Below are 25672 nucleotides of genomic sequence, written 5' to 3'. Positions count from 1 at the left end.
CCGAGGTCGTCTCGAGGGAAGGATTATTCAGTGAGACTTGCGGGTATGGTCGCAGTGGTGACCGGCGGAGCAGGGGGCATGGGTCGTGCGACGGCAATGCTCTTCGCGCGCGAAGGCGCGTCGGTAGTGGTGGGGGATGTTGATGCAGACGGCGGGGCCGCGCTCGTCGCGGAAGCCGTTGCCAACGAGCTCAAAGTGAGCTTCCTGCGCACCGACGTGTCCCGAGAGCGCGATGTGGCAGCGCTTGTCGCGAAAGCCGAGGCAGATCACGGCAAGCTTGATACGATCTTCAATAATGCAGGCATCGAGCAACCCGTCACCGCCTCGGATGCTATCACTGAAGACCTGTTTACACGCGTCATCGACATCAACCTGAAGGGGACGTTTTTTGGCTGCAAGCACGCCATTCCGGCACTGTTGCGCAATGGCGGCGGCACCATCGTCAATAACTCCTCGGTGAGTGCCTTCGCCAATGTCGGCGGCAATCTCAGCTACGCGGCGTCGAAGGGCGGCATCATGTCGATGACGCGCGTAATCGCCATCGAATATGCCGCGCGCAATATCCGGTGCAATGCCATCAATCCCGGCGTGATCGATACCGGCATGAACCAGCGAAACCTGGACAAGGCTGAGGACCCCGACGCGCTTGAGCAAAAATGGCGTTCCATCACGCCGCTGGGCCGCATGGGCACGGGCGACGAAATCGGCGAAGCGGTGCTTTACCTGGCGTCCAAGCAATCGTCTTTCGTTACGGGTATCGGGCTGGTCATTGACGGCGGAAGGATTGCCACATGACCGGGAAGCTCGCCGGCAAAATCGCCGTTGTTACCGGTGCCGCACGCGGCCTTGGCCGTGCCGTGGCTCGGCTCTATGCCCAGGAGGGCGCCGTAGTTTATGCGCTCGACATGTTGGGCGATGAGGTCGCAACGCTGTCGGGCGAGGCAGGCGATATCCGGCCGCGCCAGATGGACGTCACTGACGCCAACGACGTTTCTGCCACGCTGGCCGCGATCGAGGCCGAGGCTGGGCGCATCGACGTTCTGGTCAATAATGCCGGGATCATCTTCTTCAAGCCGGTCGAAGAGGTTGCCGTCGAGGATTGGGACCGGCTACTGGCGGTCAATCTGCGCGGCCCATTCCTCTGCGTGCGGGCCGTTGCCCCGGGTATGAAGCGCAGGCGTTCCGGCGCCATCATCAACGTATCGAGCAATGCCGGCATCGTCGGCGGGCTCGATGAATCCACCTATTGCGCATCCAAGTTCGGCCTAGAAGGCTTGTCGCGATCCCTGGCGCAGGAATTCACGCCTTATAACGTCTCGGTCAATACCATTACCCCGGGTCATCCCATGCATACCGCCATGAGTGAGGTCACCTACAGCGCGGAGACTCGCAAGATCTGGAAGGACCCCATGGAGCTGGCTCCGGCTTTCGTCCACCTCGCCCTTCAGAACGCGGCAGGCATCAACGACCAGCGTATTCGCGCCTGGGACATGGTTCAGGAACTGGCCGTTCAGGCCTAAAAAAAGGCCCCGAACCTTGCGGTCCGGAGCTGAGTGGGACGGGAAACGAATTCGGAACGGCAGGCCCCAGCGGGCCTGCCGCTTGGACTAGGTCGACTGTGTCAGGCGATGCGTACCGCCCTTTTCCGACCGGCTTGTCACGGTGATGGCGCTGCCCGCGGGCGCACGAACCAGCCATTCGACCGGGCGGCCATTGGCTGTCCACTGCTGGCCCCAGGGCGACCACGGATAGAGCCGCTCATTGCGCCCCGCCAGGTTGCCAAGATCGGCGATTTGCGGGTTCATTACCAGCTCGCCGCCGTCGACCGTTATTGTGACCTGCACAGGCTTTGCGACCTTGTTGGCGATCGCGACATCAGATAGGTTGGAGGGCAGGTAGCCGTGGTTCGAGACCACGGCGCGGACCTTGTACAGGTCGGTGCCGAGTGGGGTCACGCTGACCTCGTCGACCTTGATCTGTGGCGCGGCAGCGGCGTGGCGCAGATTGAACAGCACGTTCTGGCGGACCATTTCCTCTAGCAGATTTCCGGGCGGGTTGCGGTAGCTCCAGATATTGACCATGCCGCCGATCTCGACCTTGCCCAGTTGGGGATGGTCAAAGCTCTTCCAATCGCGCCAGCCCTTATCGGCCATGTTGGCCTTGACGTAGTCGTAGACCTTCTGCTGGACCTCTTCGTTGCGGGGATAGAGGTTGTAATAGCCCTCCTTTGGCACACCGGCGGAGCGCTCAAGGTCCCAAAGCTCGGTCCCGAACGAGATGATGCCCATCTCCTCATAGGTCCAATCCATCAGGCCGCCGCGGCGGACCACCGACTTGTCGGGCGTAAACTCCTCATAGATCGAGACGGTTGGATAACCGGTCAGTTCCGTGCCGACCTTGCCGATTTCCTTGTAGAGATTGATATCCCGCGCGCTCATGGCGCTGTCCGGCCGGGTCATGGACGGACGCAGGATGATGCCACCATGCGTGTGATAGGCGCACATGCCACAGATATTGGGGTGGTCGAGAATGAACTTGGCCATGCCGAAGGATTCCGGCTCGGACAGCGGGTGGATGCCCGCCCCATATTCCTGGGGCGACCAGTTCGTCGGGAAATTGCGGTTCATGTTGCCATCGAACGGTTTCTCGACCGGCACGTTGACGCCGTCGTAATTGCGCACCGTTCCTTCGGGGTAGAGCCGATAGTATTCGCCGCCCTCTTCGCCGGGCTTGCGCTGCACCATGATGTCGGGATTGCTTGCGCTCTTCTTCCATTCGCCCTTGCTGTCGGGCACGCGCATCCACACGATATAGCCATCCCCGTCGATATCCTCAGGAATGAGGCCTTCGAGGCGGTCTGCACCCGGCATGAAGCGGCCGTTGCCGCACCAGTTATAGTATGGCGGCACGAGGGATAGCTCGGCACCATCAGGATTGATGCGCGGCAGAATGTAGAAGACCTGGCTGTCGACCAGACGCGTTGCTTCCTCGTCGGTCCCATATTTGGTCAGAAGGTGCCAGACCGCATAGAGCGCCGCTGCCGACGTTGCGTGCTCCTCGGCATGAATCTGGCCGTCGATATAGTAGCCAGGCTTTTCCGATGCGGGACCGGTCTTGGGATTGGTGATCTCGATCAGCCAGACATCGCGGCCCTGGAAGCTCTTGGCGAGCGAGGTCATGGTGGCGAGTTCGGGGTGGGCATCGACCATCGCGCGCAGGCGTTCAGTCATTTCATCGTAGGTGTAGTAGCGGTCAAATTTGACGTCGAGAACGGTCATTATGAGGTCCTGGTCGGCAGGTTATGGGGCGGTGCGGATACAGGCACTGAACTGGCCGGGCGAGACTTCCTTGAGCTGGGGTACCACCTTGGCGCAGTCAGGAATTGCCGATGGGCAGCGGGTACGGAACACGCATCCGGAGGGTGGGTTGATCGGGCTCGGAATGTCGCCAGTCAGAATGATTCGTTCCTTTCGGGCATGAATATCCGGGCTGGGCACGGCCGACAGGAGGGCCTTGGTGTAGGGATGATTGGGGGAGCGATAGAGCTTGCGCGTCGGCGCAATTTCCATGATGCGCCCCAGATACATCACGATGACCCGATCGCTGATATGCTCGACCACCGCCAGATCGTGGGCGATGAACAGCATTGTCAGGTTGAACTTGGCCTTCAGATCATCCAGCAGGTTGACCACCTGGGCCTGGATCGAGACGTCGAGCGCAGAAACCGGCTCGTCGGCCACGATGAAGTCCGGTTCGACGGCCAGGGCGCGAGCAATGCCGATGCGCTGGCGCTGGCCGCCTGAAAACTCGTGTGGGAAGCGATCGAGATAGTCGCCACTCAGGCCCACCTGTTCCAGCAGCTCCACGATACGCTGTTCGCGATCTGCGGACGTACCGACATTGTGAACGGCCAGAGCGTGACCCAGAACGGTGCGGATCTTTTCGCGGGGGTTGAGGCTTGCGTACGGGTCCTGGAACACGATCTGCATCCGCTTGCGGTGGCGGCGCATCTCATCCTTGGGCAAGCGGCCGATATCGACCCCGTCGAACTCGATGAGGCCGGACGTTGGTTCGAGCAGGCGGAGGATTGTGCGCCCGACAGTGGTCTTGCCCGAGCCAGACTCTCCCACCAGTCCAACCACTTCGCCGCGCCTGATGTCGAAGCTGACGTCGTCGATCGCCTTGATATTGTTGACGACGCGACGGAGCATACCACCGCGGATAGGGAAGTACTTCCGGAGGTCCGAGACCTTGAGCAGTACGTCACGCGGCTCCGCATTTGCCATGTCAGGTGTGTCGGTCATGCCGTGGCTTTCGTCTTGAGTTCGAGTTCTTGCCAGCGAATGCAGCGCACGCTGCGGCCGCTTTCGAGCGTTTCGAGCGGTGGTTCCGCGGCCGCGCAACGCTCATCGGCGAAGGCGCAGCGCGTGCGGAAGCGGCAGCCGCTCGGTAGTTTGGTGAGAAGCGGCACGTAGCCGGGGATCGTCTGCAGACGGCCCTTGTTCTCGGACTCGCCCATGCGCGGAATGGATTGCATCAGGCCCGCGGTGTACGGCATCAGCGGACGGGTGAAGATTTCTTCGACCGTTCCGGTTTCGACCACCTGGCCGGCATACATCACCACGACGCGGTTGGCCATTTCGGCCACCACGCCCAGGTCGTGGGTGATGAAGACGATGGCCATGCCCATCTTCTTCTGCAGGTTGCGCATCAGATCGAGGATTTGCGCCTGGATGGTCACGTCGAGGGCCGTCGTCGGTTCGTCGGCAATCAAAACGCTCGGCTCGCAGGCCAGGGCCATGGCGATCATGGCGCGCTGCCGCATGCCGCCACTCATCTGGTGGGGGTATTGGTTAGCCCGCCGGTCGGGTTCTGGAATACCAACCAGCTCCAGCATTTCGACGGCCCGCTTGTGCGCATCGGCCTTGTTGAGCTTGTCGTGCTGCTTCACCACTTCGGCGATCTGGGCGCCGATGGTGTGAACCGGGTTGAGGCTGGTCATCGGTTCCTGGAAGATCATCCCGATGTCGTTGCCACGCACGGCGCGCATTTCGCGGTCCGACAAGGTCACCAGGTCCTTGCCACGGAGGCGGATGGTGCCGCGTGAAATGCGGCCGACCTTCTTTGGCAGCAGTCGCATGATGGACAGGCTGGTGACCGATTTTCCGGATCCCGATTCTCCCACGATCGCGAGCGTCTCGCCGGCCCGCACGACGAAATTGACGCCGTCAACTGCACGCACATCCTGGCCTTCGCCGACGATGAACGAGGTCTGCAGGTCATCCACCTCGAGCAACGGTGGTTCATTGACGGGCGTCTGGGTCATTTGGGCCTCCGACGGCAATAGGACAGGCATTCAGGACGTGGTTTCGGTAGTGGAGCGGCCAGCGGGACGAACATAGGCCCCCCAGCCCGGGTGACTTTGCACAGCGCCGTCATAAACCGTTTGGCCGCCGACAATGGTTCGGGTGACACGCCCTGAGAATTCGGCGCCGTAGTAGAGTTGAGCGACATCCCGCGCAAAGGTCAGAAGGGTATCGGGACCGATGCTGGTCTTACCGTCGAGATCGACGAGAATGAGATCGGCGTCGGCGCCCACCTCTATGCGGCCCTTGTTCGGCAGCCCGAAACGGTCGGCGGCATTGCCGCTGAGCAAGGCCACGACCTGCTCAAGGGTAATCCGGCCCCTGGCGGCGGCGTCGAGCATTCCGGGGACGAGTATTTCCGAGCCTGGGCTGCCCGGAGGGGCAGTGACCATGTTCTTTGACCCCGCCAACTTCTCGGCCCGGGAGAACGCCGCGTGATCGGTGGTGACATGCGTGATGACGCCATCCGCAATGGCTTGCCAGAGCGCGTCCTGATCCGCCTTTAGGCGGACTGGCGGATTGATCTTGGCGAATACACCTGCAGAGCGGACGTCATCGTGGGTCCGCAGCAAGTAATGCGGGCACGTCTCGGCGCTGAAGTCCGAAGTCCCTGCAAAGCGGCGCAGCACCGATACCGTCAGCGCGCTAGTGACATGGGCGATGTGCAGCTTTGCGCGCGCCTCGATATTCATGGTCAGGAGCTTTGCCACGGCAACGGCCTCGCAGATGGCAGGGCGCGAGGCGAGGTGAGCATCGATATTGCCCAAATCCGTGCCCTCAAGGTCGGCCTCGGCCCGGGCCAGCAACTGAGCGCTCTCAGCATGAACCACGATCGGCAGACCGGTGGCGGCTGCGGCTTTGAGGGCGCGCATCTGGTCCGCTTCATCGGGGAAGGACAGGCCGAAGAATTCGTCGTCTCGGCCCTCCGGGGCCGGCGTCGTGAAGATCTTGAACCCGACGATGCCGGCAGCCGCCATGGCCGCCACGCTGGCTTCAGTAAGATCGCCAGGAGCAGCGTAAAGCCCGAAGTTGATATGCGCGTGTTCGGCGAAATGTGCGCGCCGGATTTCTACACGCTCCGCTGTGTTACAGCAGGGCTTGGAAATGGGCATTTCGAAGAGGGTCGTGATGCCTCCGGCGGCGGCGGCGCGCGTCTCGCTGTCGACCGTGCCGCGATCGGGGTAGGCGGGCGCCCGGATGTGAAAATGAATATCGATGGCGCCGGGCAAGAGGTGCTTGCCCGACGCATCGATGGCTTGCCTGGCAATGCCTTCACGGCGCGGAAGCAAAGCTGCAATCCGCCGATCGGAAATCGCCACGTCAAGAGGCTGCGCCCCACTCGGCGCCATGACGATCGCGTTGCGGATTATGGTGTCGTACTCGGCCACTACTTGAGCCCCAATTCCGTCAAGGCCTTGGCGACACCATCCAGATTGGTCAGGTGCATGCTGGCATAGTTGGGCGCGAGCACCACACCGTGTCCGCCGGCGCGATAGGTCGCCATGACCGAGCGATAGGCAATGTCCGGCGTCATCTTGGCCGTATCCGCTTTGGTGCGCGGGGCGTCTACTCCGAGGCCCATGAACACCTTTGCCTTGCCGTTGACGCCTTTGACCGCATCCAGGCACTGGCCGAAGACATAGGTGTCGGGGTCCATGCCGGCCGCGATGACATCGTCATAAGGCGCCTCGTTAAGCCCGAGCACGCGATAGAGGACAGCCGTCGCCTCATCGGGCGAGAAGTCGCGCAGGATGGTCTTCTGGAAGAAGCTCAGTTCCTTAGTGAAGACCTCGCCAGCCTGGTGTTGATACGTGATCGGCTTGACCCAGTCGGCATACATGGTCTGCTCTTCCCACGGCCATTGAGCGCGCCGGAAGATGTTGAAATGATTGCGGTTCCAGACATTGAGCCCGAAGCTCATACCCGGCTTGCACCATTTCACCAAACCATAGAGTTCCCGATCCAGGTCTTTGTTGCGCTCGAGCCAGAACTTTTCCCAGATCAGTGCTTCTGGGTTGGCCAAAAGGGTGCGGATGAAGGTGATGAAGGCGCCGTCGACAAATTCCTTGCCCGATGACGCTTCCTGCATGAAGTCATAGAGGTTGAGCAGCGCACGACGGCAGGCTTCGACGTCGATGCCGCGCTCCATGGCCTCCCTGCGGGCATGGGTGGAGAAATCCCCCGGCGCGCCACCCTGGATCAGGGTGTCGAGCGGAGAGTTGCGCTCGTTGCACCACATGACACCGTCGATGTCGTAGTTGCGCACCTGATCCTCGACCATTGAGAGGATCCAGTTGCGATAGTCGGGGTGGCTGGTCGAGGGATCACTGCCGAGGCGGCCAAAGATGTCGACCTCCATGGCTTGGGCCAGGTTGGGGATATCGACCGTGTTGGTTGAGCCGTGCCCGGTGTATTTGAAGAAGGGCTCCATCAGCTCGATGAAGACCTTCATGCCGCGGTCATGCGCCGGCTGGATCACCATGTCGAGGATGTCCTTGCCCTCGAACTCCGGGTCGTTGGCGCGATAGTCCTTGATGAATGTGCCGGAATAGTATGCTGGATCGGGCTTGAAATAGGCGCCGCCCTTCATCGCGAAGGGTTCCGGAACGCCATGGTCGGGCCAGCCATCGAGCTTGTAGGAGATCGAGCGGCCGGTCTTGAGGCCGAGCCAGGAGACCGTCCCCAGCATCAGCACGTTGACGCCGACGCGATCCTTGAGAATATCGAGGACAGTATCGACACCTTCGTCAATGAAGTTGATCGGGCTGACCTGGATGCCCACGAACTTCTCGGCCGGATTAGGCTTTTGGGTCATGCCGCAGCCTTTCCATGCTTGGCAATGAAGCCCTTCATGCGTTCGACCGCTTCCTTGATCAGCGGCAGCGGCTGCAGGAATGACATCCGGATGTAGCTCGGATCATGGTCGCCGAACATGGTGCCGGGAAAGAGCATGACGCCGGTTTCGCGCAATAGCCGCTCGCAGAAGTCTGGCGTGCTCATGCCGGTGCCCGAGACATTGATATAGACGTAGAAAGCACCGCCAGGATTGCCATAGGTCAGGCCCATTTCGTCGAGCGCCGGCAGCAGAAAGGCCCGGCGCTGGGCGTATTCGTCGATCATCGCCTGGATCGGTTCGTGCGGCCCCGTAACGGCAGCCAGCGCGGCATATTGGGAGATGGTGCAGGTGTTGATCGAGAGGGTGTGGCGAACCTCGGTCACCTTGGTGACGAAGTCGGCGGGAGCGGCCAGGTAACCAACACGCCAGCCGGTCATGGCATAGGTCTTGGAGAAGCCATTGAGCGTGATCGTGCGCTCTTTCATGCCGGGCAGGGTGGCAATGGAAAGGTGCTCGTTACCCTCGTAGATGATCTTGGCGTAGATCTCGTCGGAGATAATCAGGATGTCGTGCTTGATCGCCAGCTCGGCGATCTTGCGGATAACATCGGGCGGCGTGACGGCGCCGGTAGGGTTGTTGGGCGAGACCAGCACGAACATCTTGGTCTTGGCAGTGATGCGCTTTTCGATCTCGCCGATATCGAGGGCAAAATCGTCCTTCTGGAAGGTTGGGACGGGCACCGGGACGCCACCCGCAAGGCCGACGGCCGTGTCATAGGTGGTGAACCGGGGGGAGGTGATCAGCACCTCATCGCCGGGATTGATCAGCGCCAGCATGATCAGCGTGATGGATTCCTGCACGCCGGCGGTGACGACGATGTCGTCGGCGCCATAGTCCAGGCCGTATTCCTTCTTGAGGTCCGCCGCGATCGCTGTGCGCAACTGTGGCAAACCGGTGGGACCGGTATAGTGGTGCTGGTTATCATCGATCGCCTTCTTGGCGGCAGCGGTGATGTGGGCCGGCGTGTGGAAGTCCGGGTCGCCGCGGCCCATGGCGATGACGCTTGGCAGCGTGGCGGCGATGGCCAGCATCCTGGTGCGGAATGAACCGTCTTCCTCGACGATGCGGCCGGTCAGCTTGTCAGCGATAACGCTCATCAGTGCATCCTCTTCCCAGCGATGAAGGTCATCTGCACGCGCTCAAGCGCGAACAAATCCTCGTCGGGTTTGCCGTCGACAACGATCAGGTCGGCTTCCTTGCCGGCTTCGACCGTGCCGATCCTGTGGTCCATCTTGGATAGCTGTGCCGCGCGGATCGTAATAGCGCGCAGGGCGTCCATACGGTCGGTGCAGACGCCGACCTCGACCATGAAGTCGAGCTCGGGGGCGATGACGTTGTGTTCGACGGCCGGACTGCCGGCATCGGTACCGAATACGATCGGAACGCCTGCTCTGGCAGCCCGCACCAGACCATCGAAGCGCGACTTGTCGGCCACCGCTTTTTGACGTTCGGCGATCTTCCACTCTGGAATGCCAAACGCGCGAGCGATCTCAGGCTTAGCCTGCATCACCAGGGCGGAGAACGTCGTAACGATCGGCACCTTCTTGTCGAGCAATAACTGGATGGTGGCATCGCTCATGGCGCCGCCATGCTCGACGCAATCGACGCCGAACTCCACGACGCGCTTGATGCAGGCGTCGTAGGTGGCATGGGCCGTTATCGGCAGGCGATTGCGATGAGCCTCGTCGATGACGGCTTCAAGTTCGGCGTCCGTAAACTCGAGCGTGTCGTGGCACGCCATGATCTTGATGAGATCCGCGCCGCCTTTGACCTGGTCACGCACCGCACGGCGCATTTCATCGGCGCCAGACGCTTCGCGACATACCCAATAGGTGTGTCCGCCGGTCTGGATGATGCTCTCGCCCGACACCAGCAGGCGCGGGCCCGGGAAAAATCCCTGCGCTACGGCCTGCTTGGTGAAGAGGTTGGAATTGTGGACGCCGAGATCGCGCACCAGCGTCACGCCGGCGCGCAGGGACTTGAGCATATTACCCGCCGCCTTGTAGGCGCGGATTTCGGGGCTGTCATACATGGACTGCCAGCTCAGCTCGTGCACCCCATCCCACGAAAGGTGGCCGTGCGACTGGATCAGGCCGGGCATAATGGTCTTGCCACCGGTGTCGGTGACAGTGACCGTCGGCGTGCCGATTTCGGCACGCGTGCCGACGCGGGTGATCTTGCCGCTGATGACTTCGACGAAGCCATCCTCGATGATCTCGTCACCCTTGGCGGTGATGACGCGCCCCAGCAGGATCTGATCGACCGGCTTGAGGTCGAACATGGGCTTGGTGATCTTGGTATAGTGCCAGGCAGCGGGTTCGGGCATGATCTTGTCTCTCGGTGCTAGAGCGCGATTGCGCGCTGATCGATGGGAGTTGTCGCAAGAAAGCGGCTGGGAATTTCCACGTGATCGGGATGGACCAGCATGGTGTTGATGGTGCGGAAGCCGTCGAGGCCAGGGCGGTAGACGCCCGGTTCATTGGAAAAGACCATGCCGGGCAGCACTTCGGTCATGTCGCCCGGAGCGAGCCAGGGGGCTTCGTGCCCTTCCAGGCCCATGCCATGGCCAATCCGATGACGGATTGTGTCGCCGAGGTCCGCCTGCCGAAGGGCGTCGAGTGCCGCCTCGTTCACGTCCTGGCACCGACTCCCCGGCTTCAGGGCGCCAACACCGGCGTCGTTGCAGGCTTCCATCGCGATCATCACGCGGCGCTGTTCGGCGCTGACGTCGCCGACGATCAGCGTGGCGCCGCTTTCCGCGTGGTAGCCGCCCAGGCTCGCGCCGACCCCGGAGATCAGGGTGTCTCCGACTTGCGGCCGACGCGAGCTGGTCGAGCCATGCGGCAGGGCAGCGCGCGGGCCCGAATGAACTGAAGCCGATATGCCCAGCTTGGTGCCGGCAAAGGCCAGGCCGTAATCGCGCTTCAACGCCGCAAGCGCGAAACCGGTACAGTCGGCCAGCAAATCGAGTTCGCTGCCACCCTGGCTGATGATGTTGCCTGCTTCCGAATGTAGGCGCGCGAGGCAGAGGTCGGCATAGCCAGCGGCTATGCGTGTCAGCTCGAGCTCGGCCTCGGTCTTGATGAAGCGGAGTGGCAATGCCAGGTCTTCGAGCAGGACCTCGTCGAGCAGTGTCCGGAGCGGATCCAACTGGCGGGCATCCAGCACGTCGATGGCAACACGGCGGGCCTTGGCCTGGTCAAGCATCCAGACGACCGGATGCACAAGCCCGGGGAATTCCTCGTAGATGCCAAGCTCAACGCCGTCGACCGGCTCGGCATTCTCAAGCTCAAGCAGGGGTATGTAGAGCTTTGCCTCGCCCTCCACCGGTACATAAAGGCCGATCGGGCGCTCGTTGACCGAGAAATTGAAGCCACAGGCGTAAAAGACATTGGCAGGGGACAGTAACAGCACGCCGTCGAGGCCCCTGGCCGCTGCGCTTTTGCGCAGGGCGTCGCGCACGGACTGTCGGAATGCAGTCCCGAGCGGCGTGACCGGCCTGACGGTGGGCGAAGCGAGGATCACAGCCGATCCTCCTGATATCGATCAAGCACGCCAATCTCGGACTTGAGGCCCAGCTCGCGACCAAGGGCCTGCAGGTCCTCCAAGACCTCATCATCCAGCGGAACGCCGCCGGCGGACTTCTTGGCAACGCGACGCGCTTCCTGTTCCCCGGGAATGAGGATTTCCGAGAAACCGGGACGCGTCTGGCGGGACTTCACCATCTGCGAAAACTCGCCCATCCGCGCCTTGAACTCGTCGAGTGGCATGAACCACTCGATATCGATCGCGGTGAGGCTGTGGGACACGTCGAGCTTGGCCTGGTTGGCGTAGGGTGTAAGCCCGAAGCCGCCGCCGCCAATAACGCCGGTCAACACGTCCGTCATGAAAGCGAGACCGTAGCCCTTGTATTCGCCGATACCCAGCAGCGGACCCTTCATGGCAGCATCCGGATCGTCGGTGATTTCGCCGTCGGGGGTCAGCGCCCAATCGAGCGGCATCTTTTTGCCCTCGCGCGAGTGCCACAGCATCATGCCCTTGCCGGCGGTGGTCAGCGCAAAGTCCATTACGGCCGGGAAGCCGAGATTGGTGGGAGCGGCGATGCCCCAGGGATTGGTGCCAACAGCGCCTTCACGTCCTCCCCATGGCGCCATCTCCGGGCCGGCATTGGTATAGGCAATGCCGATGCAGCCTGCTTCCATGGCCTGGCAGGCATGGACGGCCGACGAACCGTAATGGGTCGAGTTGCGGACTATGACCTGGCCGATGCCGGAGACCTTCGCCTTCTCGATCGCCAGTTTCATCGCCTTGGCCGCGGCGACCGTGCCGATGCCGTTATGGGCATCGACCAATGCCAAAGCCGGGCTCTGCTTGATGACTTCGAATTGGGCGCGCGGGTCCACCAGCTTTTCGCCGATGCGCTCCTGGTAGCGCCGAAGCCGCCGCACGCCCTGGCCGTGGCCGGGATGAAAGCGGAGCTCTGAGAAAATCAGAGCGTCGGCGAAGAGGCGGGCGTCTTCGCCCGGCAGGCCAAGGGCTTCGAATCCCTCCGCCATAAAGCGTTCCAAGCTGGACCGTTCAACATTCGTCAGCGTGATCGCCATTTGCTATGCCTCGAGCTTGAGAAGCGCGGCGATATTGGCGGAGGCGTCCGTATAGGCGCCAAGTTCGCCCATTGGAGCGGTCATGATCACCGTCATGCCAGGGCCGTAGCCGGAGCGAGGCCCGTCGGTCTGGCCAACGATGCCAATGCTCATCGCCCCGCGCAGGTAACCGTGGTTGTAGCGGCTGTCAGTGTTCTCGATCGCCACGATGTCGCCCAGCTTGAGCTGGTCCAGACCGGCTTCCTCAAGCGCCGCCCAATCGGTGGACTGCATGTGCAGACTGCCGCCCTCGCTGGTCAGGCCAGCGCCTGCGCCGACGAGGAAGGCGGGCACCGTCGCAACCGTGCCAAACTTCAGCACGCCATCCTCAACCTTGTGGGGCAGCACCTTCAACAGATCAGGCGACAGGCCCTTGCAGCTGATGGCTTCGTGGCCTGCGATGCTGATGCCGGTGCCATGGGATTTGACCAGTATCTGGTCGCCAACGGCCATCTTCCTCCGCATTTCTTTCGGGAAGTGGATGATCACCTGCTCGGAAAAGCGGCCGGACTTGCCCGTCACCACGCCCTTGGCGCCCTGCGCCTGGCCGGTCATCACCGTCGCGGTATTGCCCAGGCAAGCGAAGACGTTGAGGCCACGATTCTTCAGGTCGTCGGTGCCGCGGATCGAAACGCCCGGGTGGATGCAGTCGGCAGCCCAGCCAAAGGCGCGATCGCCCACCGACACATTGTAGACGATGCCGCCCCATGCGGGCAGCAGGAAGGGCGTGCCGTCTGCAGCAAGGCGATATGGTTCGGCCGGCAGGCCGGGAAAGCCGGGATGAGCAATGACGCCACCGACCGAAACGGCAACGAGATCGGCTTCGTTGAAACTGACGGTCATTTGGCGGCTCCGATCTGGAAGTAGTTGGAAATATTGGCGGTCGGATCGAGCTCGAACTCGATCCCGCCTTCTGCGCAGCTCATGATCGTCATGATGCCGGGGCCGTGGCCGGTCATGATCGAGTCGCCATGGATGCAGATGGCGATCGAAACGGCGCCCTCGCGATAGGATCGGCCAAAGTGATGGTCGGCATGGCGGATGGCGATGATGTCCCCGAGCCGCATCTGGTCGACTCCGAGGTCCGCCATCAGCTGGCGGTCGCCGCTCATCAGATCCTGATCGACATATTCCGAATTGAGCTCGGCGCCCGAACCCATGATCTCGATGGGGAGTTCGATCGCCACAGGTAGCTTCAGCGCCCCATTGGCGGTTCGGGTCAGGCGCAGTGCCTGGAGCAGCTTCGGGCTGGTCTTCTTGAATTCGACAAGAGGAAAATCATCGAGGGCAATGCCGCGGCCGACAGCTTCAATCTGGATCTGGTCGCCGATGTTCAGCAGTTCGTCCACTTCGGGGGAGAACGCCACCAGCAGGCGGGCGTGTTCTCCGGTCACCACGCCTTTGGCGCCCTTGGCAAGGCCCGTCATGACGGTCGCTTCATTGCCGACACAGCTCAGGTAATGCAGCGCCATGTCGGACTTTTCGTCCGGGTGGGCGATAGAGACGCCGGGCTCGACATGGTCGCCTGCCCAACCGAAGGCGCGGTCGCCGACATGGGCATTGTAGGTCACGCCAAACATGCCGGGCAGGATCACGCCCTTCCCATCGGGATAGTGCGTGTAATGGCCCGGACGCAGGCTCGGGGTGCTGACAAAGCCGCATACGGCCATGGCCACAAGGGCCTCGGAATTCGAGGTCATCGCCCCGAGATCGGTGCTCATTTTTGCGGTCCCACTATTTTCTGACGCCCCGTTTCGCATCGCTTGACAACCACGACATTCCCTGTCCAAAGTTAGTTCGTTAGATTGTCGACAATCTGATAAACGACAAATGTGCATACGGAATGGGCGTCGTCAAGGCACCCGATCAACGAAGCGGCAAAAACTGTCGCACAAAGAGGAAAGTTAGCCAGGCCAATGAGTTACGCGCAGCTTATGGAAAGTGTGGGCAAGGTGAACGACCTTCTCAACACGCAGTCGATCCTGAGCTGGGATGCTCGCACCATGATGCCGCATGGCGGTCATGAGACGCGCGGCAAGCAGTTGGCGACGCTGTCGGTTTTGACGCGGGACCTTCTCGTTTCTACCGAAACCCGCAGCCAGCTCGACAAGGCCGAGGCGGAAGTTGCCGCCCTGCCCGACGGCGCTGTGGAAAAAGTCATGGTTGCCCAGGTGCGTGAAGCCATCGACTATCACCTGGCCATTCCCGCCGAACTTACTCGCAAGCGAGCGGAGCTGGGCTCCAACGGTCATGCCGTCTGGGCCAAGGCGCGCGCAGAGAGCGACTTCAGCCAGTTCATCCCGATCCTCGAGCAGACGGTCGCGCTCAATCGCGAAATGGCCGAGTGCATTGGCTACAGCGCCCATCCCTATGACGCGTTGATGTATCGCTTCGAACCGGGCGAAACGGTCGCCAGTCTCAAGCCCCTCTTTGCCCGCCTACGCGAAGCGCTCATGCCGCTGGTCAAAGCAATCGGGGAAAGAGAGCAGCCGCGATTCGACTTCCTGGAACGCCACTATCCTGTCGACCAGCAGCACGCGTTTGCCTTGGCGATGTCGCAGAAGGTTGGCTACGACCTCAATCGCGGGCGCCTCGATACCACGCTGCATCCGTTCGAGGTGTCGTTCACGCGCAATGACGTACGCATCACCACCCGCTTCAACCCCAACTACATGGCAGCCAGCCTCTTCGGGGCGCTGCATGAAGCGGGTCACGCCCTCTACGAACAAGGCGTCAATCCTGCCTATACCCGGACACCCTTCGCTACCGATCTGGTCGGTCTCTATGCGGTCGGCGGCGTCAGCTTCGGTGCGCACGAGTCGCAGTCGCGCCTGTGGGAAAACCACGTCGGGCGGAGCCGCGAATTCTGGGAGGTGAACTTCCCCGAAGCCCAGAAATTCTATCCAGACCAGTTATCGGACGTGACGGCGGAAGAGTTCTTCCGTGCGGTCAACCGGTGCAAGCCAGGCTTTATCCGCGTCGAAGCCGATGAGCTGACCTACGACTTCCACGTCATGCTGCGCACCGACATCGAGGCTGGCCTCATCGACGGTTCGCTGGCGGTAAAGGACCTGCCGGAGGTTTGGAACGCCAAGATCAAGGAATACCTGGGTCTCGACGTGCCAAACGACGCCAACGGGGTGCTGCAGGACGTTCACTGGTCTTCGGGCCAGATCGGTACCTTTTGCAACTATACCATCGGCAATGTGATGGCCGGCCAGCTGTTCGAGACGGCCAGCAAGGACGCCGCCATCGCCAATGGCCTGTCCACCGGCGATTACGAGCCGCTGCGTGCGTACATGATTGAGAATGTCCACCAGCACGGTCGTCGCTACATGCGCGACGAACTGCTGGTCAAGGCAACGGGCCGCAAGCTCGATCCAGAGCCCTATATCGCCCACCTCACCGCAAAATACAGCGAACTTTACAACCTCTAGGGGAGGAGAGGCTTATGCAAATGTCTGAATTACACGCCAACCGATTGGCGGACCGCGTCAAACTCAAGGACGCACACATCATCACCCGCATGGCTGATATTGCCGAGGGACTAACCGACGTCATCAAGCTTGGTCGGGGCGACCCGGACCTCGATACGCCCGCCCATATCGTCGAGGCGGGCCGGGATGCGCTGGCGCGCGGCGAGACCCACTATGGCCATCCGCTCGGTCTGCCCGCATTGCGCAAGGCTATTGCCGAGAACATCAAGACCCATGGCGGCGCCGACTACGCGCTCGATGAGATCGTGGTCACCCCTGGCGGCCAGCACGCCATGTTCGTCATCGCCCTGGCGCTGCTCAATCCTGGCGACGAAATCCTCGTCCCGTGCCCGGGCTACAATCCATACGGTCAGGCCGCCGAAATGGCGGAGGCCACGGTCGTCAACATCCGCATGAGCATGGAAACCAACTTCACGCTCACCGCCGACATGGTCAAGGCGGCCATCACGCCCAAGTCCAAGGTCTTGGTGCTGATCAACCCCAACAACCCGACGGGCACGGTGACCGCGCCCGACGAAGTGGAGAAGATTGCCAAGCTGGCCATCGAGCACGATCTGATCGTCATTTCCGACGAGATCTATGCGCGCCTGACTTACGGCAACCAGCGTATCCAGCCGGTAGCGTCACTGCCGGGAATGCGCGAGCGTACTATTACTCTATCGGGCTTCTCCAAGGCCTACGCCATGACGGGCTGGCGCATCGGCTATTTCGCCGGCCCGCGCGAGCTGATCGTGGCAATGGCGGAGATCAACCACGCCTTCGCTATCTCGGTCGCGTCCGTCAGCCAGCATGCCGCGCTCGCGGCGCTGACCGGTCCCCAGGACTGCGTCGAGCAAATGCGGCTCACCTACGACGAGCGGCGAAAGGCCCTGTGCGAAGGTCTGGACGCACTGCGCATTCCTTATGCCGAGCCGCAGGGTGCCTTCTACGTTTACGCCAACGTCGCCGCGATCGGCGTTCCCGCCAGCGTGTTCTGCGAGCGCATGCTCGCTGAGGGCAGGGTGCTGATGTACCCCGGCACCGTCTATGGCGACTACACGGACGACTTCGTTCGCATGTCGCTCACGCAGCCGGTCGACCGCATCCGCGAGGCCATGGTTCGCATCCAATCCGTCGTCAACACCATCCGCGCCGAGCGCAACGCGCCGGCAGCCTAAGGAGATATTATGTCCGTCAAATCAGACAATCCCAACGTCAAGTCGATCAAGCACATGGCCTTCGCCGTGCGCGATGCCGCGCAAGCCCTAGGCACTTACGCGAAGTTCCTTGATGTGCCGGCCGACACGACCATCACCGATTTCCCCAAGTCCAAGAACCGCGTCGCGCTCTTCAACCTGGGCGGCATCGAGTACCAGCTGTGCCAGTCCATGGAAGCCGGCGGCCGCTTCGACGCCTGGATCAAGCAGCGCGGGGCCGAGGGGCTGCACCACATCTGCTACGAGGTCGACAACATCGATCAGGCGCTCGATCACGCCAAGCAGCAGGGCGCCGACCTGCGGATCTGCCAGGCCTGCGGCGTCTATGGCTCCCACCCCCATCCCGAAGGCTACGTTGCCTTCCTCGACAACGATGCCGGCGGTATCGAGATCGAGTTCATGCAGGTCTACACGCCTGAAGAACTCCAAAAGTACAACGCCTTCAAGGGAATCTAGGCAGCATGTCCGAAGCTAAAACCATTACCGTCGGGACCGCCGTCGCTGCACCCGGAACCATCGTGCGCGGCGCAATCCCGGTTACTGAACTGGCGGGCGGCACCAAGGTCGAAATTCCACTGGTGGTCGTCAACGGCGCCAAACCGGGTCCGGTTTTCTGGGTGGACGGCGCCATTCATGGCGACGAGCCCGAGGGACCGATGGCCTGCGCCATCGCACTCAAGGAAGTCGATCCGGCGCAGCTTGCCGGAACCCTGGTCATGGTGCCCGTGCTCAACGTCATGGCGTTCGAGAACGCCAATCGTGGCAATCCGCTCGACACCTTCTCGTTTGACATGAACCGCATCTACCCCGGCCGCGCCAACGGCTATCTCAGCGAACGCGTCGCCTTTGCGCATTCCGAATGGATGAGCAAGGTCGCCGACATCGAAATCTCGATCCATTCCGGCGGCGCTCATTCATTCCTGGCCAAGGCGATTTTCGTGGACGAGACGCCCGAGTCCGTCGAGCTGGCCATGGCGATGGGGGAGGGCTGGGGCTGCATCATGAGCAACTTCCTGCCCAAAGGCAGTCCGATGGCTCAGATGAAGGAGATCGGCAAGACCGGCATCACCGTCGAGCTGGGCGGCCGCTCGGCAACTTCGCCCGAGAAATTTGCCCAGGTCGCGCGCGACCTGGCGGACTCCATCCTCAACATCCTGCGCCACTATAAGATGTACCCGGGCACCCCGACCTATCCGACCGATGCCACCAAGGGTCAGCAGGAAGCACTGCTTGCACCGGCTTCGGGCATTTTCGTGCCAACGCCGGGCGTCGATTTTCTCAAGCCGATGAAGAAGGGCGATAGCCTCGCCAAGATCATCAACATCTTTGGCGATGAGCTGGCCCACCTGGTTGCTCCGGCAGACGGCATGTTCTTTGGCCTCCGTGCCTTGCCGAATGTGAACACCGGCGACTGGTGCTGCTTCTTCAACAAGGTGGAAGGACCGCGTGCCTGGACGCCGTGAGGCGGCCGGCACAGGGGACATACAGATGCGCGACTTCGTTGGCTACGCAGACCGACCGCCGACCATCCGCTGGCCCAACAATGCCAGCGTCGCGGTCAACTTCGTGCTCAATTACGAGGAAGGCTCCGAGTACTCGATCGCCAATGGCGATGGGCGCTCCGAGACCGCATTGATCGAAGTCAACGCTGCCCGCGTCCCCGCGGGCAGCAGGGATCTCGCCGCGGAGAGCATGTACGAATACGGCGCGCGGGTGGGCTTCTGGCGCATTGCCCGCCTGTTTCAGGACCGCAAGGTGCCGCTGACGGTTTTTGCGGCCGCCGCGGCCCTGGAGCACAATGCGGAAGTCGCCCGCGCTATTGCCGAGACCGACTGGGACATCGTCGCCCATGGCTATCGCTGGGTGGAGCACTACCATCTCGATGAAGCCACCGAGCGCGAGCACATCGCCAAGGCCCACGAGAGCATCCAGCGGACCGTGGGTCGCGCCCCGCAGGGCTGGTATTGCCGGTACAGCCCCAGCGAGAACACCCGTCGCCTCCTCGTGGAACATGGCGGCTATAGCTATGACTGCGACGCCTATAATGACGACGTGCCCTACTGGCTCGACGTCGATGGCACCCAGCACATGGTTATCCCGTATTCGCTCGTCACCAACGACGCCAAGCTGCTGGCTGGCGGCGGTATCGAGAACTCGGCGGATTATGCGCAGTTCCTGATCGACACCTTCGATGTGCTGGCGGCCGAAGGCCGAACCACGCCGCGCATGATGTCGGTGGGCATGCACCCCCGCATCATCGGCCATCCAGGGCGAATTGCCGGTCTGGTCAAGTTCATGGACCACATCGCTGGTCGCGATGACGCCTGGGTCGCCGGGCGTAGCGACATAGCCGACCACTGGCGGGCCATGATGCCCGCGATGGGAGGGGCCGCATGACCGCTGGCGTCGTCATAGCCGATACGTGCACGGCCGAAGAGTTTGCGCCTTTCGGCACGCTCATCAATCGGCCTGTTGCGGCAGGCCAGCGCCAGTTTTACTCCGACTGGTTGGGTGGCGAGGGATTGGCGCCGGTCTTCCACGTCAACAACGTGCTGCCGACTGTCCTGCCGGCAACTGTGACCAAGCTGGAGAGACATCCCCATGCGGCGCAGTGCTTCCTGCCGCTCGACGTCAGCCGCTACCTTGTGACTGTCGCGCCGTCTTTGTCGGATGGCTCCGCTGATCTGGCGGGCATGCGCAGTTTCCTGCTGCCGGGCAATCTTGGCGTCGTCTACGCCAAAGGCGTCTGGCATGCCGGAGCGAGTGTGCTGGACCGCGCGGGCGCCTTTGCCGTGCTGATGTGGCGTGGCGCCAACGACGACGACGTGTTCGTCGATATCACACCCACTCAACTGATTTCCCAAGGACCCAATTCATGATGCGGATCCCAAAACTGTTCGTGCCGGCCATTACGCCGTTCAAGGCTGACCTGAGCATCGACAGCGATCGCTTCGTCATCAATTGCAAGGCCCTGCTTGATGACGGCGCCGATGGGTTGGCGCCATTTGGCACCACCAGCGAAGCCAACTCGCTGAGCGTCGCAGAACGGATCGACCTGCTCGACACCTTGATCGATGCCGGCGTCGCTCCCCAGCGCCTTATTCCCGGAACCGGCTGCGCGGCGCTGCCCGACAGCATCGCCTTGACCAAACATGCCGTTTCGCGCGGTGTGCTTGGTACGCTGGCGCTACCGCCGTTCTATTACAAGGGTGTGCCGGAACAAGGGCTGATCGACAGCTTCTCGGCGATCATCGACGCGGTTGGTGACAGCCGCCTCAAAATCTACCTCTACCATATTCCGCAGATGACCGGCGTTCCCATTACCCTGACGCTGATCGAAGGGCTGCTGGCCAAGCATCCCGGGGTCTTTGTCGGCCTCAAGGATTCCTCCGGCAACTGGGACAATACCCACGCGGTCATCAAGGCGTTTCCGGAGCTCGATACGTTCTCGGCCTCCGAAGCGCTGATCCCGCAAAACGTTGCAGCAGGCGGGGCGGGCTGCATCAGCGCATCGGCTAACGTGAACGCCCGCAATATCGTCGCGCTGATGCGCGCTCTGGGCAAGCCGGAGGAGTCTGCGATCGCGGCCGGCGTGACCGAAGTTCGCAAGATTTTTGAGAGCCTGCCGCTCATCCCCGCCATCAAATCGGCAACGGCCAAGCGCCATAACGATGCGGCATACGCCATTGTCCGGCCGCCCTTCGTGCAACTGGCCGATACCCACGCCGCCCAGATTGCGCGTGCTGTCGAGCTAGCATCGGCTGGAGGGCGCTGAGATGGTCATGGAGCCCCAGGCTACAGAGATTACCAAGATTGAGAGCGTCCCACTGCGCGTGTCGGTTGCCGACATTATCAGGCAGGCAATCATCAATGGCTCGATGCGGCCCGGCACCCCTGTGGTGGAAATGGCTCTTGCCGAACAACTCAACGTTTCGCGCGCTCCCGTCCGCGAGGCCATCCAGATCCTGGAGGCCGATGGCCTTATCGAGAGCGAGCCCTACAAGGGTAAGCGGGTAAAGCCGCTGACGCTCAAGGAAGTGGAAGAGCTCTACAGCCTCCGCGAGCAGTTCGAGGCCTTCGCCATCCGTCGGGTGATTGAGCGCGAAGTCGATGTATCGGAACTCCACACCCACTCCGATGCCATGTTTCAGGCCGCCGAGCGGAACGACCTGGCAGCGCTCAATGTCGCCGACGAGGCCTTCCACCGCAGCCTGATCCGCTTGGCGGATCACGGCCTGATGTTGGGCTTCTGGGACAATCTATACCTGCGCATCCGGCAGATCATGGCGCTGCGCAACAGTGCAAATCGCGACCTGCGGGCCGTGGCGCAGAACCACCCTCCGATCATCGCCGCGATCGAAAAGCGGGACATGATCCTCGCCATTTCGCTGATCTCCGACCACACGCGCTCGGCGTCCCAGATCGCGCCGGAAGAGTTGGGACTGACACCGTGACGCGCACCGTTCTCATCACTGGGGCAGGCGGCTTCGTCGGGTCGCATATGGCGGAGGGCTTCCTCGCCATGGGTGACAAGGTCATCGCGCTGGACGCGCAGTTCGACCCGACAACGCGGCTGAGGCTGCGTGCTGCCGAACTGCTCGAAGCGCCGTTGACCGTCGATGTTCTTTCGCAGGACCTTGCGGTCGACCTGGTGGTTCACGGCGCTGCCATTACCACGCCACCACGCGAGTTTGGCCTCAGCGACGCGGAGCATGTGGCCGCCAATGTCGCCCTGCTGGACGCCGCTCTCGCGCTTGCTACAGCGCATGGTGCTACCAGCTTCGTTTTCCTTTCGTCGTCCGGCGTTTTTGCTGTCGAAGACGGTGACGCGGTTCACGTTGAAAACACGATCCCTACCGCAACGTCGCCCTATGCCCTGGCGAAGCGTGCGGGCGAGGACGCCACCAGTGCTGCAAACAGCGCGCTGCTGCGCACGCTTTCGGTCCGCCTGGGTCCGATATACGGCCCCTACGAGATCGCTCGCACCACTCGCCGCGTCGTGTCGCAGATCCGCCGCTGGCTGGACCTCGTCGCGGCGGATGAGCCTATCGTGGTTCAAGTGCCCGTCGAATCCCGTGACTGGACCTTTGCGCCAGATCTCCCGCGGGCTCTCGATGCCTTGCTCGGCATCGAGCCAGCCATGTCCGGGATCGTACACCTGACGTCGGGCGCTATTGTTTCCAACATTGACCTCGCCGACTCGATCGCCAGTGTTGTGTCTGGCGCTGAAATCCGGGTCGAGCCGAGCGGCGAGGCCCCGCGGCTGCCAATGCGTAGCGACAGGATTGATCTGGCCGCACTGCACGCCTGGACGCCTCTGGCGCGGGGCATTGCCGAAACCTACTTTGCCGAGGTGCTGCAATGAATCCATTGCGCATCATTCTCGTCGGACTCGGTGCCCGCGCACAATTTTGGATGCGGGTCATTCGCGAGAATCCCGATTGCACCATAGTGGGCCTCGTCGACCCGTCCGAAGCGGCCCGCAGTCGGGCGCTGGAACAATGGCCCAATGCCATCGCCGCTGCTGATGTCAGCCTGCTGGGCCAGGTCGAGGCCGAAGCGGTGCTGCTGGCGACGCCGCCCGGCGGCCGCGAGGCGCAGATGGAAGCCGCTTGCGCGGCGGGGCTCGCCATTCTTGCCGAGAAGCCCTTGGCCGATAGCGTCGAACTTGCCGCTCGTTACGTCGAAATGGCTGAAGCCGCCGGCGTGCCGCTGATGGTTGGGTTGAACTTCCGCTTCCTGCCGGTCACCCAGCAGGCGATCCGGCTGTTCGATGAAACCGTGGGTGCCCCCGAATTTGCCCGGTTCACCTACGAACGCTGGCGCGACGGCTGGAAGCCCAACTTCAACAAGTATCCGCTCACGATGGATCAGCCGATGCTGTGGGAGCAGTCGATCCACCATTTCGACCTCATGCGCTATGTCTACAAGTCCGAACCGGTGCAGGTCTTCGGCAAGACGTTCAACCCCAGCTGGTCGATGTATCGCGATGACGCCAACGTCTCGGCGCTGATCACCTTCGCCAATGGCGTAACGGTCAACTACCAGGGGCTCTGGCAATCAAACTGGCAGGCGCCGGGCTTCCAGTGGCGCAGTGAGTGCGCCCGTGGCGTCGTGATTCAGAACGACCAGTTTGGCGAGCTGAACTACGCGCTTCATGGCGACGCCGCGCTCACCAGCGTGCCGCTTCCGCCCTATGAGCAATGGATCAATGACGCGGTAGCGTTGCTCGCCGCTTTCGTCGACGCCCTGCGCGGCACGGCTCCGCTGCTGTGTTCCGGGCGAGACCACCTCAATTCGCTTCGCATGGTTCAGGCCTGCGTACTTTCTTCCAAGCTTGGTCAAGCGATTGATCCGGCCGATCTCGACTTGGGTGCGAAGCGAGAGATCGGCTCACTCTCCAATCAAACTGCACAACAACAAAGGACGTCTCCATGAACACCGTGAGAAATTTTCTCATGGCAGGGGCTGCTGCGCTTGTATTGCCCGCAGCCTCCGCCTTCGCTGCCCCTCCCGCGGACACGCTGGTGGTTGGTATTTCCGCCGACGCGTCGACTTTTGATCCCGCCGCGATCAGCAGCCGCGACAACTCGAACATGGCCAAGCACCTGTTCGGGACGCTTTATGAGGTCGATGCCGAAGGCAAGATCGTGCCGCAGATGGCCGAGTCCTACGTCGAGGCTCCGGACGGCCTGAGCTACACTTACACGCTGAAACCCGGCCTCACCTGCGAAGATGGCGAGGCACTCACCGCTGAGGACGTCGCCTATTCATTCAATCGCGCCGCCGATCCGGCAAACGCCTTTACCGGCAATACGCCCGGCTTCGTCTACTCGTCCATCGGCTTTGCCGGCGCCGAAGCTGTCAGCGATCTCGAAGTCAAGATCAACCTCGAGAAGAAGAACCCGGTTTCCTTCGGCCTGATCGCCGAAGTGTTCCTGCACTGCAAGGACAGCTACGAAGCCATGAGCCTGGAAGATGCGGCGGCAAAGCCCATTGCCTCCGGTTCCTATCGCCTTGCATCCTGGGACCGCGGTTCGCAGGTCGTGCTGGAAAAGATCAAGGATCCGGGCACGTTCCAGAACATTATCTGGCGCCTCATTCCGGAGGCTTCGACCCGCTCGGCCGAGCTGATCGCCGGCAATGTCGACATCATCACCAACGTCTCCCCAGACCAGATCGAAGCCGTTGATGCTTCGGGCACTGCCACGGTCAAGGGCGTGCAGGGGACTCGCCGCATCTATGTCGGCTTCAATCAGCGCGAGGACTTTGCCACCGGCTCCGAAGGTGGGGCTGCAATCCAGAAGACCGACGTGCGCGTCGCCCTGCAATATGCCGTCGACGTCGAGGCCATCTGCAGCCAGTTGCTCAGCTTCGAGTGCAAGCGGGCCACCGGCCTGGTGAACCCGCCAAACGACAATCCGAACCTGACGCCTTACGCCTATGATCCGGACAAGGCGGAAGAACTGCTCGATGCTGCCGGGTATCCGCGTGGCGAAGACGGCACCCGCTTCGAGATCACGCTCCAGGCCCCACGTGGTCGCTACCTGAACGACGCCAACGTCGCTCTGGCTATCGGCCAGTACCTGGACGACATCGGGGTCAAGACCAACGTCGAACTGATGGAGTGGGCCTCGGTCTACGTGCCCATGCTGTCCAAGCACGACATGGGTCCGATGTTCTTCCTCGGTTCGGGCGGCGGCACCTGGAGCGCGCTCTATGACATGGCCGACCTGTCGGCAGTCGATGCCGGTACGAACTATACCGAATGGAAGAACCCTGACTGGTTCTCCGGCTGGCCTGAGCTCGCCGCGGCCACCACCGAAGAAGAGCGTCGCGTCGTCATCGACCGCATGCTTGAGGTTTTCTACAACGATCCGCCGTGGCTGATGCTGTACTTCCAGCCGGACTTCTACGGCGTTTCCAACCGCGTCGACTTCCATCCGCGTCGCGACGAGAAGGTCTACCTCTTTGACGTGGGTCTCGTCCCCTAATCGATCCGGCACGCGGGTCACCGATCCGCGTGCCGCCTCCAAGCCGAGCGATGATCGGCAGCAGCATGAACAGGTCAACC

The 25672-nt window shown here is 62.0% G+C and carries 24 protein-coding genes; 13 read left to right on the top strand and 11 right to left on the bottom strand.

What is annotated here, in order from left to right:
• Positions 1-30 precede the first annotated feature (30 nt).
• Positions 31-795, top strand: a complete 765-nt coding sequence (locus MF606_RS19030) for an SDR family NAD(P)-dependent oxidoreductase (RefSeq protein ID WP_240230898.1) — start codon at positions 31-33, stop codon at positions 793-795.
• The gene (locus MF606_RS19025; protein WP_240230897.1) at positions 792-1520 is read left to right on the top strand and encodes an SDR family NAD(P)-dependent oxidoreductase; all 729 of its coding nucleotides are present in this window, start codon (positions 792-794) and stop codon (positions 1518-1520) included. Before MF606_RS19030 ends, MF606_RS19025 begins: the two co-directional genes overlap by 4 nt.
• A gap of 87 nt (positions 1521-1607) precedes the next feature.
• On the opposite strand, the gene MF606_RS19020 is transcribed toward MF606_RS19025, so the two are convergent.
• From MF606_RS19020 to MF606_RS18970, 11 genes are read right to left on the bottom strand one after another with little or no spacing between them, the layout of a single operon-like run.
• Positions 1608-3278 (bottom strand): M14 family metallopeptidase, encoded by a 1671-nt coding sequence (locus MF606_RS19020; protein ID WP_240230896.1) that lies wholly within the window; start codon positions 3276-3278, stop codon positions 1608-1610.
• A 21-nt stretch (positions 3279-3299) separates the two neighbouring features.
• Positions 3300-4304: an ABC transporter ATP-binding protein gene (locus tag MF606_RS19015; protein WP_420842224.1), complete on the bottom strand. Its 1005-nt coding sequence runs from the start codon at positions 4302-4304 to the stop codon at positions 3300-3302.
• Positions 4301-5326, bottom strand: a complete 1026-nt coding sequence (locus tag MF606_RS19010; protein WP_240230895.1) for an ABC transporter ATP-binding protein — start codon at positions 5324-5326, stop codon at positions 4301-4303. Before MF606_RS19010 ends, MF606_RS19015 begins: the two co-directional genes overlap by 4 nt.
• A 30-nt stretch (positions 5327-5356) precedes the next feature.
• Positions 5357-6754: a dihydroorotase gene (locus tag MF606_RS19005; protein WP_240230894.1), complete on the bottom strand. Its 1398-nt coding sequence runs from the start codon at positions 6752-6754 to the stop codon at positions 5357-5359.
• Complete coding sequence (locus MF606_RS19000) at positions 6754-8181, bottom strand: hypothetical protein (RefSeq protein WP_240230893.1); 1428 nt, start codon at positions 8179-8181, stop codon at positions 6754-6756. Before MF606_RS19000 ends, MF606_RS19005 begins: the two co-directional genes overlap by 1 nt.
• Positions 8178-9359: a pyridoxal phosphate-dependent aminotransferase gene (locus tag MF606_RS18995; RefSeq protein WP_240230892.1), complete on the bottom strand. Its 1182-nt coding sequence runs from the start codon at positions 9357-9359 to the stop codon at positions 8178-8180. Before MF606_RS18995 ends, MF606_RS19000 begins: the two co-directional genes overlap by 4 nt.
• Complete coding sequence (locus MF606_RS18990) at positions 9359-10588, bottom strand: amidohydrolase family protein (protein WP_240230891.1); 1230 nt, start codon at positions 10586-10588, stop codon at positions 9359-9361. Before MF606_RS18990 ends, MF606_RS18995 begins: the two co-directional genes overlap by 1 nt.
• A 17-nt stretch (positions 10589-10605) precedes the next feature.
• The gene (locus tag MF606_RS18985; protein WP_240230890.1) at positions 10606-11787 is read right to left on the bottom strand and encodes a M24 family metallopeptidase; all 1182 of its coding nucleotides are present in this window, start codon (positions 11785-11787) and stop codon (positions 10606-10608) included.
• On the bottom strand, positions 11784-12866 hold the full coding sequence (locus MF606_RS18980; protein WP_275693101.1) for an Ldh family oxidoreductase: 1083 nt from the start codon (positions 12864-12866) through the stop codon (positions 11784-11786). The genes MF606_RS18985 and MF606_RS18980 overlap by 4 nt, the downstream gene beginning before the upstream one ends.
• A gap of 3 nt (positions 12867-12869) precedes the next feature.
• On the bottom strand, positions 12870-13748 hold the full coding sequence (locus MF606_RS18975) for a DUF4438 domain-containing protein (RefSeq protein ID WP_240230888.1): 879 nt from the start codon (positions 13746-13748) through the stop codon (positions 12870-12872).
• Positions 13745-14626: a DUF4438 domain-containing protein gene (locus MF606_RS18970; RefSeq protein WP_240230887.1), complete on the bottom strand. Its 882-nt coding sequence runs from the start codon at positions 14624-14626 to the stop codon at positions 13745-13747. The genes MF606_RS18975 and MF606_RS18970 overlap by 4 nt, the downstream gene beginning before the upstream one ends.
• Before the next feature lie 195 nt (positions 14627-14821).
• Between MF606_RS18970 and MF606_RS18965 the strand changes: the two genes are divergently transcribed.
• From MF606_RS18965 to MF606_RS18915, 11 genes are read left to right on the top strand one after another with little or no spacing between them, the layout of a single operon-like run.
• Positions 14822-16342: a carboxypeptidase M32 gene (locus MF606_RS18965; protein ID WP_275693100.1), complete on the top strand. Its 1521-nt coding sequence runs from the start codon at positions 14822-14824 to the stop codon at positions 16340-16342.
• Positions 16343-16362: 20 nt separating this feature from the next.
• A complete protein-coding gene (locus tag MF606_RS18960; protein WP_240230885.1) occupies positions 16363-17559 on the top strand; it encodes a pyridoxal phosphate-dependent aminotransferase in 1197 nt (398 codons plus the stop codon).
• A 9-nt stretch (positions 17560-17568) separates the two neighbouring features.
• Positions 17569-18054 carry a VOC family protein gene (locus tag MF606_RS18955; RefSeq protein WP_240230884.1) on the top strand — a complete coding sequence of 162 codons (486 nt, stop codon included), beginning with the start codon at positions 17569-17571 and terminating at the stop codon, positions 18052-18054.
• A 5-nt stretch (positions 18055-18059) separates the two neighbouring features.
• On the top strand, positions 18060-19061 hold the full coding sequence (locus MF606_RS18950) for a succinylglutamate desuccinylase/aspartoacylase family protein (RefSeq protein ID WP_240230883.1): 1002 nt from the start codon (positions 18060-18062) through the stop codon (positions 19059-19061).
• Between the two features lie 25 nt (positions 19062-19086).
• Positions 19087-19995: a polysaccharide deacetylase family protein gene (locus MF606_RS18945; protein WP_240230882.1), complete on the top strand. Its 909-nt coding sequence runs from the start codon at positions 19087-19089 to the stop codon at positions 19993-19995.
• Complete coding sequence (locus MF606_RS18940) at positions 19992-20477, top strand: ureidoglycolate lyase (RefSeq protein ID WP_240230881.1); 486 nt, start codon at positions 19992-19994, stop codon at positions 20475-20477. The genes MF606_RS18945 and MF606_RS18940 overlap by 4 nt, the downstream gene beginning before the upstream one ends.
• On the top strand, positions 20474-21373 hold the full coding sequence (locus MF606_RS18935; protein ID WP_240230880.1) for a dihydrodipicolinate synthase family protein: 900 nt from the start codon (positions 20474-20476) through the stop codon (positions 21371-21373). The genes MF606_RS18940 and MF606_RS18935 overlap by 4 nt, the downstream gene beginning before the upstream one ends.
• A gap of 1 nt (position 21374) precedes the next feature.
• Positions 21375-22052 (top strand): GntR family transcriptional regulator, encoded by a 678-nt coding sequence (locus MF606_RS18930; RefSeq protein WP_240230879.1) that lies wholly within the window; start codon positions 21375-21377, stop codon positions 22050-22052.
• Positions 22049-22963 (top strand): NAD-dependent epimerase/dehydratase family protein, encoded by a 915-nt coding sequence (locus tag MF606_RS18925; protein WP_240230878.1) that lies wholly within the window; start codon positions 22049-22051, stop codon positions 22961-22963. Before MF606_RS18930 ends, MF606_RS18925 begins: the two co-directional genes overlap by 4 nt.
• The gene (locus tag MF606_RS18920; RefSeq protein ID WP_240230877.1) at positions 22960-24036 is read left to right on the top strand and encodes a Gfo/Idh/MocA family protein; all 1077 of its coding nucleotides are present in this window, start codon (positions 22960-22962) and stop codon (positions 24034-24036) included. Before MF606_RS18925 ends, MF606_RS18920 begins: the two co-directional genes overlap by 4 nt.
• Entirely contained in the window at positions 24033-25592 is a 1560-nt protein-coding gene (locus MF606_RS18915; protein ID WP_240230876.1) for an ABC transporter substrate-binding protein, read from the top strand. The genes MF606_RS18920 and MF606_RS18915 overlap by 4 nt, the downstream gene beginning before the upstream one ends.
• Positions 25593-25672: the final 80 nt, after the last annotated feature.

The sequence above is a fragment of the Devosia lacusdianchii genome (assembly GCF_022429625.1).
In the GTDB taxonomy this organism is placed as follows: Bacteria; Pseudomonadota; Alphaproteobacteria; order Rhizobiales; family Devosiaceae; genus Devosia; species Devosia lacusdianchii.
This window is presented reverse-complemented; position numbering and strand designations above follow the sequence as displayed.

Bases quoted from the DNA above. Each gene is read 5' to 3' on its own strand.
- MF606_RS19025 (WP_240230897.1), top strand. From the start codon at position 792: ATGACCGGGAAGCTCGCCGGCAAAATCGCCGTTGTTACCGGTGCCGCA.
- MF606_RS19020 (WP_240230896.1), bottom strand. From the start codon at position 3,278: ATGACCGTTCTCGACGTCAAATTTGACCGCTACTACACCTACGATGAA.
- MF606_RS19015 (WP_420842224.1), bottom strand. From the start codon at position 4,304: ATGACCGACACACCTGACATGGCAAATGCGGAGCCGCGTGACGTACTG.
- MF606_RS19010 (WP_240230895.1), bottom strand. From the start codon at position 5,326: ATGACCCAGACGCCCGTCAATGAACCACCGTTGCTCGAGGTGGATGAC.
- MF606_RS19000 (WP_240230893.1), bottom strand. From the start codon at position 8,181: ATGACCCAAAAGCCTAATCCGGCCGAGAAGTTCGTGGGCATCCAGGTC.
- MF606_RS18995 (WP_240230892.1), bottom strand. From the start codon at position 9,359: ATGAGCGTTATCGCTGACAAGCTGACCGGCCGCATCGTCGAGGAAGAC.
- MF606_RS18990 (WP_240230891.1), bottom strand. From the start codon at position 10,588: ATGCCCGAACCCGCTGCCTGGCACTATACCAAGATCACCAAGCCCATG.
- MF606_RS18980 (WP_275693101.1), bottom strand. From the start codon at position 12,866: ATGGCGATCACGCTGACGAATGTTGAACGGTCCAGCTTGGAACGCTTT.
- MF606_RS18975 (WP_240230888.1), bottom strand. From the start codon at position 13,748: ATGACCGTCAGTTTCAACGAAGCCGATCTCGTTGCCGTTTCGGTCGGT.
- MF606_RS18970 (WP_240230887.1), bottom strand. From the start codon at position 14,626: ATGAGCACCGATCTCGGGGCGATGACCTCGAATTCCGAGGCCCTTGTG.
- MF606_RS18965 (WP_275693100.1), top strand. From the start codon at position 14,822: ATGAGTTACGCGCAGCTTATGGAAAGTGTGGGCAAGGTGAACGACCTT.
- MF606_RS18960 (WP_240230885.1), top strand. From the start codon at position 16,363: ATGTCTGAATTACACGCCAACCGATTGGCGGACCGCGTCAAACTCAAG.
- MF606_RS18955 (WP_240230884.1), top strand. From the start codon at position 17,569: ATGTCCGTCAAATCAGACAATCCCAACGTCAAGTCGATCAAGCACATG.
- MF606_RS18950 (WP_240230883.1), top strand. From the start codon at position 18,060: ATGTCCGAAGCTAAAACCATTACCGTCGGGACCGCCGTCGCTGCACCC.
- MF606_RS18945 (WP_240230882.1), top strand. From the start codon at position 19,087: ATGCGCGACTTCGTTGGCTACGCAGACCGACCGCCGACCATCCGCTGG.
- MF606_RS18940 (WP_240230881.1), top strand. From the start codon at position 19,992: ATGACCGCTGGCGTCGTCATAGCCGATACGTGCACGGCCGAAGAGTTT.
- MF606_RS18935 (WP_240230880.1), top strand. From the start codon at position 20,474: ATGATGCGGATCCCAAAACTGTTCGTGCCGGCCATTACGCCGTTCAAG.
- MF606_RS18930 (WP_240230879.1), top strand. From the start codon at position 21,375: ATGGTCATGGAGCCCCAGGCTACAGAGATTACCAAGATTGAGAGCGTC.
- MF606_RS18920 (WP_240230877.1), top strand. From the start codon at position 22,960: ATGAATCCATTGCGCATCATTCTCGTCGGACTCGGTGCCCGCGCACAA.
- MF606_RS18915 (WP_240230876.1), top strand. From the start codon at position 24,033: ATGAACACCGTGAGAAATTTTCTCATGGCAGGGGCTGCTGCGCTTGTA.